We start from the raw sequence: 16,726 nt of genomic DNA, 5'->3' as shown, positions 1-16,726 counted from the left end.
ACACACAGACAATATACCTACTACTATTTAAGTCTTTCGGTTAGTTTAAGTAATAAGAGATAGCTTCGGTTTAAGTAACGAACATAGGCAGGGTGGGTAGGACGAGAGACTACAGTTTATCTATGATTCCAGCCTGTCGGTCAAGCCGGTCTGATGTCGAAGGTTTATCATAGTGTGTTTTAATAACCGGGATACTCACATTCATCTTTTCAGACACAGTTTCGACACTTATACCACGGTTCCGGTGATGAACGATACTTGCGGCACGCAGTTTATGTGGCGAAACACTGTGTCCTTCGTACTTGCGGCAGTCGTGAGCGTCGTCACGGGAAGGTATTTCCGTGCCGTGTACCTCACACTCTCCTCCAGTTGCCGCAGGACACGTCCACTGATACACTACGTCTTGGGTGGAGGAATGCGACCATCGACCGTATCTTGTTGTCAATAATGGGTTTAGTTCGACCGTCTGACCATCCTCTTTCTCGATTGTTTCGGTTACGTTGTGTCGGTTGTGTTGGATATACTCGCGTAGCAGGGTTGCGGTATCCTCAGATATGAGGATTGGTCTCTCAGCGTTCTTCGCGTCCTTGTTACCGTTCTTAAGTGGCATTCCTTTCTCGGGACGGTGGGTTAATTCGAGATATGGACGCCCCCGGTCAAGATGGACGTGCCGCAAGTCCAAATGACGAATTGCAGACATTCTCGCGCCTGTTTTGAATAGCAAGTGTATCCACACGTGTTCTTTTCGAGCATGACGGTACTTATCCAGATACGCGAGAACTGACCGTACCCGGTCGGGTTTGATTTTCGCGTCTGAACGAATGTCGTCTTTGGTAAGCTGTGGTAGCTCTATACGGTCGCTAATCCCCGTTCGTGCAATCTCCTTGTTCTCGCACCATGTTAGGAACGTACGGACTTCACAGAGGTACTGCTTGCGTGTAATATCCTTCAAGTCTTTATCGTCACGCAGGTACGCACTGAACTGACCGAGGTGGTACCCCGACAGTGTAGCCAGCGTACAGTCCTCTAAGTCTTCGACCCACTCAGTAAACTGCCTACAAACGTTCTTTTTGTTCATCACAGTGGCATACGCCATTTGTGACTCCATATCCCTTATAAAGTCGGTGAATGCTTGCCGAATCGGTACCTCGTGCTGTACTCCGTTCGCAGGTGTTTGAGCGTTCATATCTGTGTTTCCTGCGAAAGCCGCCGTGGTTTGATTATGAGCGTCGTCAGTAGCCTTATTAACCATATTGGGTCTATGGGTTGTGGTATGAGCATTGGGTTATCGGCAACATGCGCCTATTCTCACCCCTGTACCGGCAACATCGTCCGGCAAATTCACTCACATTCTCCAACATTTTCGTCTCACCGGGTTGCCGCTTGCTTTCTTTTTTCACCAATTTCGTCGTGAAACGTTTACCGGGCATTTCGCGACGAAGTACGCCGTCATCGAACCCAACCTTCTGCCGGACGACGACCGACTCATCGAGGAATGTAAGGAACGCATCTGGGAGACGAACGTCGGGGGCGTCGTTGACGACCGTTCGGCGTTCGTCCGCGAACGTGCCCAGCAGTTCCTTTCACGGCGGCTCACGGCACGAAATACTCGAGCGTGGCTCGATGCGGTACAGTATCGTGTCCGAACCGCGCTCGCCGAGTACGACCTCGCCATACCACCAGTCGATCACCGGTTTTCGGACGACCGACTTTCGGATCTGGTTTATTACGTGCTCCGCGACTACGTCGGGCACGGCAAGTTGACCATCCCGATTCGGGATGGTCTGTTGGAGGACATCGAAGCCAATCGCGTCGGCGAGCGAATCAAAGTCGTTCCGCGCGGTCGTGCTATCGGTCACGGCGAGCGCATTCCGACCAACCTCGCCTTCGAGGACGAATCGGCGTTCGTCAACGTCGTTACACAGATGGCTGCCTCCGACGGCGTGGAACTCAACGCGAGCAATCCGAGTGCGAAGGTGAACCTCTCGCCCGACGGCGTGCCGGACGAGGAGACGATCCGCTGTGCGGTTGCCCTCCCCGTTATTTCGGAGGGCGGCCCTCATATCTCGATTCGAAAACAGGCGCCCGACACGATGACGCCCGTCGATCTGCTCGACGGCGGCAGCCTCTCCACGGAAATCGTCACCTTGCTCTGGCAGTTGTACGAACACCACGGCGTCGCGCTGTTTTCCGGACAAACGGGAGTCGGAAAGACGACGTTGATGAACGCGCATATGCCGTTCATCCCGTACCGCGACCGCCCAATCAGTATCGACGAAGGGTCGCGTGAGGATCGTTTACCGCACGAAACCGGCGTTTCGCTTACAACTCGTGACCACGAGAGCGACTACAAACGGGTGACGATGGCCGATTTGATGACCGAATGTAACTATCTCAATCCGGACGTGGAGGTCATCGCCGAAATCAACTCGCCTGCCTCGTTCCAGACGTTCGCAGAATCGCTGAACACGGGCCATGGACTCCTCGGGACGACACACGCCGAAAACATCGAGAAACTCGTCAACCGCGTCATAGAGCAGGGCCTTCCGTCCTACCTCTTGCGGGAGATCGACCTCGTTGTTTTCCCCCGATACGTAGATGGCGAGCGATACGTCGGCGAAATCGTGGAGTTGGTGAGCGAAGACGAGTTCGCCGATTTAGACGGCCGTTGTGGAGTAATTCACAAGGATGAGACCACGATTCACTGGAACACCATCGTGTGGCGTGACCACGACGGAACCTTCCAGATCGAGTACGATCATCCACAACTCGGCGACGAAGAGCGCGAACTCGGATTTCAGTTCTTCCACCGGCTCGCCAACCGTACCGACAGAAGTATCGAAGATATCGAAGCCGAGTTCCACCGCAAACACGGCTACGTGCAGTATTTAGAGCGGGAGGGGATGACGGACTTCGAGGAGCTGTTTTCGTTCCTTGCTGACTTGCAGAACAACGAGGCGGCGACGGTGGAACGTGTTTCGCGAGAGGTGCGAGGATGACGGTCACAGAAACGCACGCTACCGATTCGACCGAATACAGTTCCAGTTCTCTCAGTCTCTTCGACCGCGCGCTGTACGCGCTGTTCTCGCGGCACGCTGACCACACTCGCCACGACCACGATCGGAAACGCTACCGCGCCACCGACGTGAACGCCAGTTTCGACGTGTTTCTCTCCCGAATATATGGTATTTCATGGGTCGTTTTCCTCGCGACGTTCTGTTGGATATTTTTACTGATAGTCGCGGTTCCCGACACCGTTCTCGCGGGGATGGTGTCATTTCTCCACGACGGTTTACCGGTGCTCGATAGGATTCGGGTGCCAAATATGCAGCGAACGTACGCCGCGACCGCTATCGCAGTCGTCTGTGCCAGTCTCGGAAAGCGAACGGTGATTTGGTTCGGCGGACTTTATCTCAGTTGGTCGGCGAGCGCGCGCCGAACGAACATCGACCGAACCTTGCCCGGTGCTGTTCGGTATCTCCGTGCTCTTTCGTCGGGCAGCGACGACCGGTTGGCGATGCTCCGGAAAGTCGCCGATAGGGAGGAATCCTACGGCGAAACCGCCGTCGCGTTTCGGAAGGTGTTGAACAAGTCCGCCCTGACCGGAAGTATCGACGACGGCCTCCGGCTCGTCGCCAGGGATACGCCGTCGCGGGACGTGCTCGCACCGTTCTTGCTCAAATTCCGCGAACACGCAGAACAGGGCCCTGATGCACTCGAACAGTATCTTCGCATGGAGAGTCGGATGCTGAGCCATCGGCAATCACGCTCGCGCGACCAGGCACAGGGCTTTCTCGAACTGGTCGCGGAGATGTTCATCGTTCTGCTGGTCATTCCAGCGCTTCTGGTTATCGTTCTCACGGTGATGAGCGTGCTTGCGCCCAGCATGGCCGCACCTGCTCCACGACCATTCAGCTGGCTTTCGATTCGGGCGGTCATCATCTACGGCAGTGGTGGGTTCATCCTCGTCGTCGGCGCGGGTGCAGCAGCGGTGATGGCGTCGCTCCGCCCTGCCGACCAGTCATCACCGGAATATGCCCGTTCGACAGGCGTCGGCGAGCTGTTCCCGACGATTCTTGTCAATCCCGCGAACACGGTGCTACTAGCGGTTCCGATAGCACTCTGTGCCGCCGGTCTGCTCTGGATGCTCGAGTACTCCCCCGCCAATACGATATTGCTCTCTTACGTCGCGTTCGCGCTCCCCGTCGGTCTCGTCTCCGTCCGGCGGTCACGTCTCGATGATGCGAAAGACCGCGAAATCAAGGACTTCGTCCATGCGGTGTCCGGCCACGTTGGACTGGGTCGGCCATTCTCCGCCGCAGTTCAGCGTGTCGCGCGCGACATCGACCTCGGAGCGCTCCAACAGGACGTGAACGACCTCGCGTTCAATGCAAACCTCACTACACGCGACGGCGACCTTCGACGGGATGCACTGACGCGATTCGTCGCCAGCGTCGGTACGCCGTTGGCGAACCAAACGATCGGACTCGTCACCGGAACGTTGGATGTCGGTGGCGACACCGAAACCGTGTTCGATACGTTGCAGGTCGAAATCGGCCGACTCTACCACGAAAAGAAAGCGCTTCGATCTACTATGCAGGTTTACGTGGTAGTGGGGTGGACCACCGCACTGCTCGTCGTCGGCATCATGATCGCCGTGAACGCGTACGTCCTTGATAGTTTCTCGCAGTTGTCGGCGGTGTCCACGTCAAGTGCGGGGTTGGCACTCGATCCGAACGCGGTGCAGCCGGCACGTGACCGACAGCGGTTCTACGTCGTCACGCAAACGACGATGGTTGCATGTGGCTGGTTCGCAGGCTATGCGGGTCGAGGGTTCTACGAGGCACTGCTCCACTCTGCCGCACTCGTCGGTATCGCGTACTTCGTCTTTTCGGGGGCGGGAATGTTGTGACGCGTGCGCAGTCGAACGTCGTCGGTGTCGCTCTCCTCCTCGGGACGGTTGTGCTCTCGCTTGCGTCGTTGACCGCGAGTGTCGGTCTGGTCGTCGACAGCAATGCTGCGACTGCCGATGCGACTCGCGTCGCGACGGACATGAACCGTGCGTTCTCCCCAGTCGAATCGACGGGGGTCCATCGCGGTAGAATTTCGTTTTCGAAGGGGAGGTTAGAAACCGCGGAGCGTGAACTCCGCATAGTGGACGAATCGGGTGTCGTCCGAGCGATCTCAGTCGATGCGCTGGTTTTTACGGGGGGAGATAGGCGAATCGCGTACGTGGCCGGATCGGTCGTTCGCGGGACGAACGATTCCGCACGGATAGATACCCGCCCACCGATAACGGCATCCCGTGACGGTGGCGTGTTGGTCGTCGGTGCCGTGAAACTCAACGCATCGGAACGGATCGTCGTTTCGAAGACCGGTACGCCTGCGCTCGTTCGAACGAACGTCACGCACACTCGAACGACGCTCGGCAACGGGACGTACCGGGTTGCTATCGAGACGGAAACGGCGACTGCGTGGCGTCGATACTTCGAGCGCCAGAACGCCACGACGACGATGCGCGACTTCGATGACGATGGCGTTCCGAGCATCGTCGCACGATATCCCGGACGTCGGTTCGCGTATCTCGTCGTACACGATATGCGAACGGAGGTCCAATGATGGACGACCGAGCGGTAAGCCCGGTTATCGGAAAGACGCTCGAAGCGGGATTGGTACTGTTATACGTCGGGTTGATCACGACGACACTGTACGGTGGGGTCGTTCCCGACTACCGAACCGCAGTTGGGGAGGAAGTCGGTGATCGCGTCCTTTCCAAGGCTGCAGAGCGAATACAGCAAGCAATTCCTGCGAACGGAACCGCCGTTCGTGGTCGAATGCGGGTCACACTTCCGGAAACGATTCGCGGAACTGGATACGAGGTTCGAGCGAAGGGGCGAAATATCACGCTGGTTCACCCGAACGAACGTGTGAACACGAGCACGCGACTCGCGGTGCCAGCACACGTCGCGACGGTGCGTGGGAACTGGTCGAGTTACGAGCCAGCGGTCGTCGTGATTTACAGCGGTCGGACTGGTCTCGTCGTAAAGCTCGAACGGGGAGACGAGTCATGACCGGGTGTCGGACGAATCTGCGGGGGCAGATGAATCTCCCAGCACTGGCGGTTGCATTGCTCATCCTGACGATGGTAACCGGATTGAGCGTGGGAATGGCCGACAGGGCCTTTCTCAGCTCGAAGCGGGACGCCACGGCTCGGCAGGTCGGCGTTGCGGTGAGCGAACGAATGGTAAGCGACGAAAGCCCGGTGACGGTTCGGTCGAACGTCCTCGTTGCGGCCGAGCTCGACAGACTCGACGAGAAACGGATGAAAGTGCTGTTTCCGGCCATCGGTACTCACGACGTGCGAATCGGCCTCAACGATGCCACCCTCGCCGAGCGGGGTGATCCGACCGGTGGCCCGACGATTCGTCGTGTCGTACTCGTCGAGCGACGAGAGCGAGTGACGCGAACCCCACGACTTTCACCCGGCAGTCCTCGGTTTACTCTGCCGAGGCGTACGTCGAACGCGACGCTGGTCGTCCAACCGCCGGCCGGAACGACCGTGAGTGCGATTCGAGCGAACGGTCGGATCGTTCTGCGGAACGAATCCGGTCTCAACGGGACGTTTTCGGTATCGCTCTCGCGATTCGAAACGACTCGGTTCGCGTTCGAAACCGAGGGGTCCGGAAGCACGCTTCCGACCGGAAGCGTCCGGGTTACGTACTACCCGACGACCACCCGAAAGGCCGTGCTGGCGGTGATGGTCGATGAATAGAGGACAACTCTCGTTGTCGGTCGTGGAAGCCGGTATCGGCGTTATATTTATTCTCGGTGTTGCAATGGGATTCGCACTCGGCGTTCCATCCCCCGACACTCGTGGTGCACAGCTCGATCTGTACGCCGAAGATGCGGGAACCGTGCTGGCGAGCGAGCCGCCGCGACATCAGGGGACGACTCGGTTGGCCGAAATTATCGACTCGCCCCAGTCGTTCGACCGCGAACGAGACGCGCTGGAACGGCGTGTGGATCGAATCTTGCCGGACAACCTCATGTTCCGAGTCGAAACCCCCCACGGTGCCGTTGGCTATCGGAAACCGGCAGGTATCCCGATCGGTGTTTCGACGGTGACGACGACGAGCGGTGACGTGACGATTTGGGTGTGGTACGTGTGAGGGATCGCGCACAGCTCGTGCTCGCGGCCGCGGCAATCGTCGCCGTGGCACTCGCACCAGTCGTTTTTGCGTACCTCCAACTGGGCTACAGCGGTGATGTGGCTGCGAGCGACGAATACGACAAACCGGTCGAGAACGCCGACGGCGTTCTCTCGCGGGCGGTTCACCATGCGACGCGGGACGTTACGGCGACATATCGATGGCGCAACCGTGATGCCGCGGTTTCATCGGTTCGGTCGGACCTCGAATCGGATTTGGGCACCTTACGGTCGTCACGGGTCGAGTCCGGAACGGTGTATCAGGTCGAGTACAATCGATCGGCAGCACGGGAGTGGACATCGGAGAATTGCCCGAGTGGGCCGAATCGACAGTTCGGCGAATGCGAAGCGGAGCGCGGGGTCGTCGTTCAAAATCGAGGTGGTGAAACGCACGTCCTCGCTGTGGCATTCGACTTACGCGTGACGAACGAGCGAGGCTGGTACGAGGTGACGATCGTATCATATGTTCGATAGCCTCGGACTCCGAAGCAGTGACTCCCCTTTTAGCTGCTTCTCCTGTCGTTCGAATTGAACGGTTCAATTTCGGGGTCAATCAACGGATACGATGGTCGTACGTGTGGACGCTTGGAGAGATCGATAGAACGTCTCTGATAGATGTCGAGATTATCGGGGTTCGGCAATCGTGTCGGGGCTATCGAGGAAATAGGGCCCCAATACGGTTCGTTTACGCGGCGTTTGTCTGCGTGGTAGGTGACGACGAACTGTATGAACTACAACAAACGATGAAGTCGTTTATTCGAATCGCAACTGTGAACCGAATCTGCGCGTATGAAAAAACGAACGCTCGTCATCATCGCTATCGTAGGTGTATCTCTACTGAGCAGTGCTGGGTCGGTCGCAGCGCAAAATGCACCGCCGTCGAACGCTGAAGACCGCATGGGCGTCTGTGTTATCGGCATGGACAGTCCATGTAACGGCGTTCAGTGGGGAGGAACACCGGAGCAACCCGATGACCTTCCGGAGCGACCAACAGACGGTCCAGAAAAACCGGACGACGTTCCGGAGCAGCCGAACCAACCGCCAGTAACTGCTCCAGAACAGCCGAACCAGCCACCGGAGGATGTTCCAGCACGGCCACCAGCGACGGCACCAGAACAGCCGAACCAGCCACGGACACCAATCCTCAGTATCACTGTGTAAGAGCGGAGACAGTTGAATCCCGAACTGAGAGACGTATTATTTTTTCGAACAGATGGTAAGTGTGGGGATTCCTCATTCACAACTTTGATTACCGAATTCGAACGATACGATTGCTAAATAACCACAACCGGAGGGACACAAATCGCCCGTGTCGATTTTTCGATGTGAAACCATCATCCAACAAGCGTCGAACCACAGACCCGGACGCTACTGGCCGAGTCCATACGATATCCGAACGATAGAGTGGAAAGGAAACGGATGACCTATGTAGTGAAAATTAGTAATTGGGAGTTAATATTAAGATAGATAAGCACTGTTATATTTGCGGATGTCAGAAACACCGGAGCGAAACGTATCGGAGTCGAGGCGAAACTATCTCCACGGCATTGCGGGTGCGATCTCGCTGAGCGCGGCCGCGACGGGAAGCGTCGGGACGGCGGTGGCAGGAGACGCAAGTCGATTCACGAGCGACCTCGGTGAAATCGAGGACGCCACGCTCGCTGGCGAGGCAGAAAACGCGATAATCGTCGAATCGGGAACGACACCCGTCGCACCCGGTATCGAGTACCAGTCGTTCGTCCGTCTCACCGAACGCGGGTGGCTCGATTGCGACCTGCTCACTGTCGCGCTCGACGAGGCATCGAACGACGGACAACTCCTCTCTCCCGGCGTCACGAGTCGAGAGACGGTCTCGACCCTCGCCGAAAACAGGGGCGCAGTGGCGGGCGTCAACGGCGATTTCTTCGACATAGGGAACACCGACTCACCTATCGGAGCCGAAATCGGTAACGGCGAGATTCGGTCGTCGCCAGCGACAGGCCGAACGAGTACCGTCGCCGTCGAACGGGATGGCCTTGGTCGCATCGCACAGGTCGTGCTTGAAGGGCATGTGGAACTACCGAACGGGAACCATCCACTCGTGGCGCTGAACCAACCAACGATCTCGGACGGCGGTATCGGACTGTATACGCCACTCTGGAACGACGTCGAGCGGCCCGGAACCGTGGAAGTACTCGTTCGGAACGAAACGGTCGTGTCGTCGCCGTCTCCGGCGGGCGACGGCACGATTCCGGACGATTCGTACGTCCTCGCCGGTCGGGGGGCGGGTGCCGACGCACTCTCGGCACTCTGGAAAGGCGACTCGGTTTCCGTTACCTACGGGCCGAAAACGGACGCCAACAGCCCGTTGGACGTGGCCATCGGTGGCGGCACCCGGCTCGTGATCGATGGAAAGATCCCCGAGAGTCTCGATGATGACCGACTGGAACCGCGAACCGCAGCGGGTGTTTCCGCGGACGGAAAGACGCTGTTCCTGTTCGTCGTCGACGGACGCCAACGCGACAGTCGTGGTGCGAGCCTCCGTGAACTCGGCGAAGCGATGCGAGACCTCGGCGCGAGCGCCGCCCTCAATCTGGACGGCGGTGGCTCGTCTACCCTCGTTGCTCGCGAACCGGGCGAGGCGGGCGTTCGCGTTCGAAATGACCCCTCCGATGGCAGCGAGCGACCGGTGTCCAACGGCTTCGGCTTAGCGGTCGAAGGGGGAAGTGGCACTCTGGACGGATTCAACGTGACACCGGTTCTCGACGGCGAGAACACGCACCGAGTCTTCCCCAATCTCTCGCGCCAGTTCGAAGCGATGGCACACGACGAGACGTATACACCGGTCGAAGCGACGCCGAAACAGTGGCGGGCCGTGCCCGGAAAGCTCGGACGGTTCGACGACGATGGTATCGTTACCGCGCGGAAGTCGGGTTCCGGTGAGGCAGTCGCGCACAGAGGGCAGGCAAAAAGTGCAACCGAGTTGCGCGTTCTCGGCGATCTCGATCGTATCGAGGCCGATACGAAGCGGATCGGTCTCGCGGCAGACGATTCCTCGACGTTCGCGGTGCTCGGGTTCGATGCACAGGGTTACACCGCGCCGGTCGAACCACGGGATATCTCCCTGAGCTACGACGAATCGCTCGTAACCATCGAACCGACCGACGAAGGCGTCTTCAGCGTCACGCCGAAGGGGAGGAACGGTTCGACACTCGTCACCGTCTCCGTGCTGAACGAGGAGGCGTATCTTCCGGTATCAGTCGGACTGGCTACCGAACAGGTGTCCGGCTTCGAGGACCCCTCGGCGTGGTACTTTTCGCGCTACCCGAGCGCGGTCGAGGGGTCGATGTCGTTCGTCGAGGGTCGAAACGGGACTGGCCTCGAATTGGAGTACGATTTCAGCACGACGACTGCGACACGAGCGGTCTATGCGAGAACCGAATCGAACATCGACCTCCCCGGTGAACCACAGCGTATCGGGGTGTGGGTACACGGTGACGGACGAGGCGCGTGGCTCCGGGGCGTCGTTTACGATGCCGCGGGCGTCGCACATCGCCTCAACTTCACGTACAGCGTCGATTGGACCGGGTGGCAGTACGTCGAAGCGCTCGTTCCCGCGGGTGTGGAGTATCCGCTGCAGTTCTCGCACCTCTATCCGGTCGAAGCATCGTCCGACCAACAGTACACTGGCAGCCTCGTGTTCGATGACCTTACGGTGAAGGTGACGCCGCCAGTGTCCGTTCCCGATTCGGAGACCGAACCGGACCCGATGGTCGTCCGGAACGACACGCTTTCCGACGACCGATGGACGTTCGCGGCGATGGCCGACAGTCAGTTCGTCGGCGACAATCCCGACGGCCTGACCGTCGAATTGGCCCGTCGAACCCTTCGTGAAATCGTCGCGGCCGACCCCGAATTTCTCGTCATCGTCGGGGATTTCGTGGATAGGGGTTACGCTCGGGACTACGACCTCGCACAGCGCATTCTCCGCGAGGAAGTCGGGGACGCGCTTCCGGTCTACTACATCCCCGGCAACCACGAGCGAGTCGGACCGAGCGACCTATCGAACTTCGATGCCGCCTTCGGAAACCGACGATATGTTTTCGACCACGACGGGACTCGTTTCTTCCTCCTCGACTCCTCGACCGGGTCGTTCCGAACTGCGGAATTCCGACAGCTGTTCGACCTCCGACAGGGACTGCAGGAAGCCGCTACGGACGATTCGGTGAACAACGTGGTCGTGATGGCCCATCATCCGACCCGTGACCCGCTTCCGACCGACAACAGCCAACTCGGCGACCGGATGGAGGCCGAACTGATCGAGGAGTGGCTGACCGCCTTCCGAAGACGGTCCGACGGGAAGGGTGCGACGTACGTCGCTGGGCACGCCGGGACGGTCGATTTCAGCCGCGTCGAAGGCGTTCCCTACACGGTCCTCGGGACCAGCGGAAAGGACCCCTATGGACCAGCGGCGAACGGCGGATTCCGCGAATGGCGACTGTTCGGCATCGATGGAGGGATCGAACGGAGCGACGACCCCGTCGAACGAACGGATTGGCTTCGGGCCGAGGTTCGACCACTGCTCGAGGGAATCGACCTCGGCGCGCCCGATTCGTTGGCCGTCGGGGAGACCGCAACCGTCATCGCAACCGGTGAGCAAGCGGCGGGCCTGACGTTCCCACTTCGGTATCCCGCAACCGTCCGTTGGGATGGGAGTTCGAACCTGCTCGTCGCGGACGCCGACGAGAACGACGAAAACGACGGGCGGGAAGACGATCAGAAAGCAACCGCCGACGAATACGTCGCGCGGTTCGACCCGACGACGGGCGAGCTGACGGGGATGCGGTCGGGGACGGTCGTCCTACGAGTCGAGTCCAACGGGACGAGCGAGCAAGTACAAGTGACGGTGAAAGCCGGAAACTGATCGATCTCGCCTTACGACCATCTCTCGAATCTGGGCACATCGTTTCGAACTACTCGGCGGACGAGTATCCATCGGCGACAGTGTTATTCTACTACTTAGCCAAGGGCTGTACTACCGATTGTTGGAGTGGTTGTCGAGCGAAGGTCGGACCCCGAGAATGGACCGGAGACGCCGTGATTACCGACTCCCGCGTTCTCGTCGGATTCGAACTTTCGCGTTGAAGCGGGAGGGTTGAATGGTGGGTTTCACATGAGCCAAACCGAAAACAACACGCTGACCGTACCGGTGGATGAACGAGATCATATTCGTGGGTCCGACGATGCGCCGATCACGCTCGTCGAATACGGGGATTTCGAATGCCCCTACTGCGGCGATTTCTATCCCGTCGTCCGCCGAATTTTGAACCGAGTCGGAACACAGATTCGGTTCGTCTTTCGTCATTTTCCGCTCACACAACAGCATCCACGAGCGCAGCAAGCCGCCGAAGCGGCGGAGGCCGCCGCCGAACAAGGTCGATTCTGGGATATGTACGACATCCTCTATCAACGCCAGGATGCACTCACACGAGAGGATTTCGTCCGCTACGCGGAGGAGCTCGAACTGGACGTGGATCGATTCACGGACGAACTCGACCGAGGAGTCCACGAAGAACGAGTCGAGGCGGACTTTCGGAACGGCATCAACAGTGGTGTAAACGGAACGCCGACGTTCTACATCAACGGTGAACGGTACGACGGCCCATACGAGTTCGAACCGTTGCTCGCCGCCATCGCGAATACGGGGGACCTTGCCGACGTGAAACGATCGCTACGGTTCGAAAATCACGAACTCCGTGAGACGATAGACCGTTCCCGCCGCGGGGCACCCGCCGCTGGCGAAGCCGTTCGTGATCGGTTTTCGGCGGACGAGATCTTTCAACGAGTAACGGCGACCGCGGACGACGAAATCGAACGAAGCACGCGACTGTTGTTTTTCAGTGGACTCGCCGCGGGGTTGAGCGTCGGTGCGACGTTTCTTGCACGCGCAGCGATGACGACTGCGTACCCCGGTAACGTGGGGCTGGGGAACCTCCTGTATCCCATCGGTTTCGTGATGATCGTCATCGGGAGCTATCAGCTGTTTACGGAAAACACGCTGACACCGGTAACCCTCGTTCTGACGCGTCTCGCCAGTCTCCCGCAACTGCTCCGCCTCTGGACCATCGTTCTCGCCGCGAACGTCATCGGCGCTGGAATCAGTGCGTTCTTCCTCGCGAGAACCGGTATTTTCGATCCCACGGTGGCTGAAACAGCCCACCGATTGGGCGAGCACGCCATGCACACCTCGTGGTCCGCGCTCTTCTACAAGGGTATCTTCGCTGGCGGCCTCGTCGCAACGATGGTATGGTTGGTTCACGCTGCGCGGGAGACGATCTCCCGACTCCTTATCGTGTACGCCATCATGATTATCATCCCCATCGCCGACCTCTTTCACTGCGTCGTCGGTGCGTGTGAGGTGCTCTTTTTGGTTTTCGCCGGAAGCGCGAGCCTCGGAACCGTCTTCGGGGACTTCTTCGTTCCGGTCGTGCTCGGAAACACTATCGGGGGTATCGTGTTCGTCGCGCTCGTAAACTTCAGTATGACCGAAAACCGGCGCTTTCCGGAACAAGACCGACGCCGATTCGAACTGTCTTGGTCGGAGTGGCTGTTCGGCCCCCGCGTGCACGAGTATCTCCGAAAACGAGAGCGGGGCGACTCGTCCGAAGAACTAGCGGGAACGTCCTCGGCCGAACGGCGGAGTTAGCCGATATCCGCTTTCACTCCGGTACCGATCCACCATTCACTGAGCCACCACGTTCTATTTTGTATCTATTTTATTATTTTTATATTTCTATGAAAGAGATAAGAATGCCGCTTCCCTTCTCGAACGTGTGTCAGGAAATACCAATGGCAGTAGCCGTGATCATCCGACCCGTCGGCGATTCATCGAAGGGACGGTTGCGGCGAGCGTGTTACCAGTCGTTGCACCGGCGACAGCGGACGACTCCAAGACCACGGGATCGTCGGACGAACTTCCGCAAACACCGACACTTTCGGTAACGGACCGATTGGCCGACCGGAGATACGTGACGACCGGCAACCGAGCGTACATCGTGGGCGATGAGTCCGGTCGGTTCCCCGCGATGGGATGGCATATCTCCGGCGAGATGGGCGGCATCTGGAGTCCCCCGATCAAGCTTCTCGACGGCATCTGGTTCGGCATCGACGGCGAATGGCTCGAACCGGCCGATCGGTTCACGAGCGGGTTCGGATACGTTTCGATGGATCTCCCGAACCACGAGGACGTATCCGTCCAGCGAACCGATTTCGTCCCCGATGACGAACGCGCCGCGCTCTTCGGGCTCCGTTTCACCGCGGGTGACGACGACGAATCGTTCACCTTGACGATAGACGCTCGTTCGGAACTCATGAGCGCATATCCGTGGAGCGGGACGTCGCCGTCCCAAAGCGAGTTCAACCGCGAGGATTCGGTCGAGTTCGGGGATAGATATCTTCGATTTCGGGAGGAAGGGACGCCACCAGTCGAAAATGCGGCACACCACGACTGGAATACAGCGGTCGGCACGACGCTCGAACCGGTCAGCCACGAAATCGGCGACGGCTATTGGGGGCCACAGTCCCCGGCTACCATCTGCCCCCCCGACGAGGCCGAAAGCGGCGAAAGGACGGCGGACGAGTCGAGGGTCGCACGCTGTGACGATTCGAAAGCCGGAAACGGTCGTGGCGGCCGTCTTCGGTACGAAATCGACGTCCCCGCGAATTCGTCGAGAACGGTCTGGGTCGCCGTCGCTGGGTCGGAATCCGGGCCGGACGACGCCGTCGATACGCTCGAATCCGTTCTCTACGACCCGGTCACGACGCTCCGTCGCAAGGTGGAGCACCGCCGATCGATCGCGAATCGAACGCGGATCTCGCTCCCCGGCGACCCACTGTTGGAGCAGTCGATCGAATGGAGCAAGCAAAACCTCGCCGACAGCGTACAGGAAGCACACGACCTCGACGTCAGATATACGAACGAGGGGACCGAGTATCCGGAACCACTGGGAAACATCGATACACTACGGTTTTACGGTGCCGGGTTTCCGGATTATCAGTGGCTGTTCGCCGTAGACGGAGAATATACGACGTTTGCGGCGTTGGCTGCCGGACAGTTCGACGTGCCGAAAGATCACATGCGGGCGATACGGCAGGTGAGCCGATTGGTCAACGGGGAGACCGGAAAGGCTGTCCACGAAGTCGTTACTGATGGGTCGGTGTACTACGGCGCGAACTCGGATTCGGGCAATACCGACGAGACGGTCAAGCTCCCGATGGCCGTGCATGCGATCTGGCGATGGACCGGTGACGACGACTTCCGCGACGAACTCTACGAATTCATGATCGACGGGATGCAGTACGTCGTGGAGGAACTCACGGGTGACGGCGGTCTCTGGCCGACCGGCGAAGGAAACGTCGAACGACCCGGTATGGGTGATCGGAAGTTGGACGTGGCCGTTTACACCATTCGCGGCCTGTACGCACTCGCCGATATGGCACGGAGCAAGGGTGACGAAGAAACAGTCGAGTGGGCGATCGACCGTGCGGGGGCGATGCAGTGTGCGTTTACGGAAACGTGGTGGATTCCGGAGATCCCACAACACGCCGGTTCCCTCGAAAATCCGCCCGACGAGGACGAAACGAACCGCCGAATTTACCAGCGACACTGGATCGGCGTCACCCCGATGTCGGCGGAGTACGTCGATACGATGGGCGACGTCGTTCCCGGAATCGCGAGCGGAGCGCACGGCAACGCCGCGCTCTCCCTTCGAGAGTCGAACTGTTACAGTGGCGTCGGTGACGACTCGGAACGACGTCGAAACGAAGGACTCTATCACACTGGCGCGCCAGGGTGTGACGCGGCGGAGTACGACCACACGAAGGACGCCACCGAGCGGAGTATATTCACGCTGAACAGCGCGGTTATGGCGGTCGGCGAGGGGAACTACGGGCGGTTGGGACCCGACCAGCAACGACGGTATGTGCATGCGAATGCGAACCTCCAACTTCCCGACCCCGACGAACAGCCGGGTGCGATGCCGGAAATCGCCCCCTCACCGACCTACGGACGTTCCATCGACAAGGGGTTTACCGCGCGAGCGATGGTGCTCCAAGCGTGGGGGACGTACGGAACGCTTTGGCCGGTCGTGCGCCACTACCTCGGAGTTCGACCGGATATGGGCCGCCGTCGCCTGACGGTCGTGCCGCAGATCCCGCCGCATTTGCCACGCGTCGCCGGGAAGAGCATCCGCCTCGGGTCCGACGGTGCCGTCGCGATGTCGGCGATGGCACCCGGCGGTTCCGGACTCTATCGAACGCGAACCGTGCCCGATGTGGAAATCGACACCCTCACTATCGGTCACGTCGTTCCACGGGACGCCGATATCGCGTCGGTGACGCTCGACGGTGAGGCTGTCGAGGCGTGTAAAACTCGAATCACCAATCGTGGGAAGGAGATACTCGTGGACGCGGAGCCGAACGATTCACACACGCTCGTGGTCCGAACACGACGATAATCTGCCGATCAGTCGTGAGTAATAT

General features: G+C 59.1%; 11 protein-coding genes and 1 pseudogene. 11 read left to right on the top strand and 1 reads right to left on the bottom strand.

Annotation, left to right across the window (positions count from 1 at the left end; genetic code table 11):
* Positions 1–109 precede the first annotated feature (109 nt).
* Positions 110–1,186 (bottom strand): tyrosine-type recombinase/integrase, encoded by a 1,077-nt coding sequence (locus tag OOF89_RS10125; RefSeq protein ID WP_266075737.1) that lies wholly within the window; start codon positions 1,184–1,186, stop codon positions 110–112.
* A 244-nt stretch (positions 1,187–1,430) separates the two neighbouring features.
* On the opposite strand from OOF89_RS10125, the pseudogene OOF89_RS10120 reads away from it, so the two are divergent.
* The 11 genes and pseudogenes from OOF89_RS10120 to OOF89_RS10070 all read left to right on the top strand — a co-directional run.
* Positions 1,431–2,999: pseudogene (locus tag OOF89_RS10120) on the top strand (type II/IV secretion system ATPase subunit); the annotation flags it as partial.
* Positions 2,996–4,912: a type II secretion system F family protein gene (locus OOF89_RS10115; protein ID WP_266075733.1), complete on the top strand. Its 1,917-nt coding sequence runs from the start codon at positions 2,996–2,998 to the stop codon at positions 4,910–4,912. The pseudogene OOF89_RS10120 and the gene OOF89_RS10115, both read left to right, overlap by 4 nt.
* Positions 4,909–5,619: a DUF7289 family protein gene (locus OOF89_RS10110; RefSeq protein WP_266075730.1), complete on the top strand. Its 711-nt coding sequence runs from the start codon at positions 4,909–4,911 to the stop codon at positions 5,617–5,619. The genes OOF89_RS10115 and OOF89_RS10110 overlap by 4 nt, the downstream gene beginning before the upstream one ends.
* Complete coding sequence (locus tag OOF89_RS10105; RefSeq protein ID WP_266075728.1) at positions 5,616–6,071, top strand: DUF7266 family protein; 456 nt, start codon at positions 5,616–5,618, stop codon at positions 6,069–6,071. Before OOF89_RS10110 ends, OOF89_RS10105 begins: the two co-directional genes overlap by 4 nt.
* On the top strand, positions 6,068–6,772 hold the full coding sequence (locus OOF89_RS10100; protein ID WP_266075726.1) for a DUF7263 family protein: 705 nt from the start codon (positions 6,068–6,070) through the stop codon (positions 6,770–6,772). Before OOF89_RS10105 ends, OOF89_RS10100 begins: the two co-directional genes overlap by 4 nt.
* Positions 6,765–7,169: a DUF7262 family protein gene (locus OOF89_RS10095; RefSeq protein WP_266075724.1), complete on the top strand. Its 405-nt coding sequence runs from the start codon at positions 6,765–6,767 to the stop codon at positions 7,167–7,169. Before OOF89_RS10100 ends, OOF89_RS10095 begins: the two co-directional genes overlap by 8 nt.
* Positions 7,166–7,681: a DUF7261 family protein gene (locus OOF89_RS10090; protein WP_266075722.1), complete on the top strand. Its 516-nt coding sequence runs from the start codon at positions 7,166–7,168 to the stop codon at positions 7,679–7,681. The genes OOF89_RS10095 and OOF89_RS10090 overlap by 4 nt, the downstream gene beginning before the upstream one ends.
* Before the next feature lie 315 nt (positions 7,682–7,996).
* A complete protein-coding gene (locus OOF89_RS10085) occupies positions 7,997–8,368 on the top strand; it encodes a hypothetical protein (protein ID WP_266075720.1) in 372 nt (123 codons plus the stop codon).
* Between the two features lie 328 nt (positions 8,369–8,696).
* Positions 8,697–12,110, top strand: coding sequence for a phosphodiester glycosidase family protein (locus tag OOF89_RS10080; RefSeq protein WP_266075718.1), 3,414 nt, complete (start codon positions 8,697–8,699; stop codon positions 12,108–12,110).
* Positions 12,111–12,359: 249 nt separating this feature from the next.
* Positions 12,360–13,892 (top strand): formate/nitrite transporter family protein, encoded by a 1,533-nt coding sequence (locus tag OOF89_RS10075; protein ID WP_266075716.1) that lies wholly within the window; start codon positions 12,360–12,362, stop codon positions 13,890–13,892.
* 127 nt (positions 13,893–14,019) lie between these two features.
* Positions 14,020–16,701 carry a glucosidase family protein gene (locus OOF89_RS10070; protein WP_266075714.1) on the top strand — a complete coding sequence of 894 codons (2,682 nt, stop codon included), beginning with the start codon at positions 14,020–14,022 and terminating at the stop codon, positions 16,699–16,701.
* The last annotated feature ends 25 nt before the right edge of the window (positions 16,702–16,726 follow it).

Origin of the sequence: Haladaptatus caseinilyticus (assembly GCF_026248685.1) — an archaeon.
Classification (GTDB): Archaea; Halobacteriota; Halobacteria; order Halobacteriales; family Haladaptataceae; genus Haladaptatus; species Haladaptatus caseinilyticus.
The sequence above is the reverse complement of the archived record's forward strand: the minus strand, read 5'-3'. Positions and strand labels throughout refer to the sequence as shown.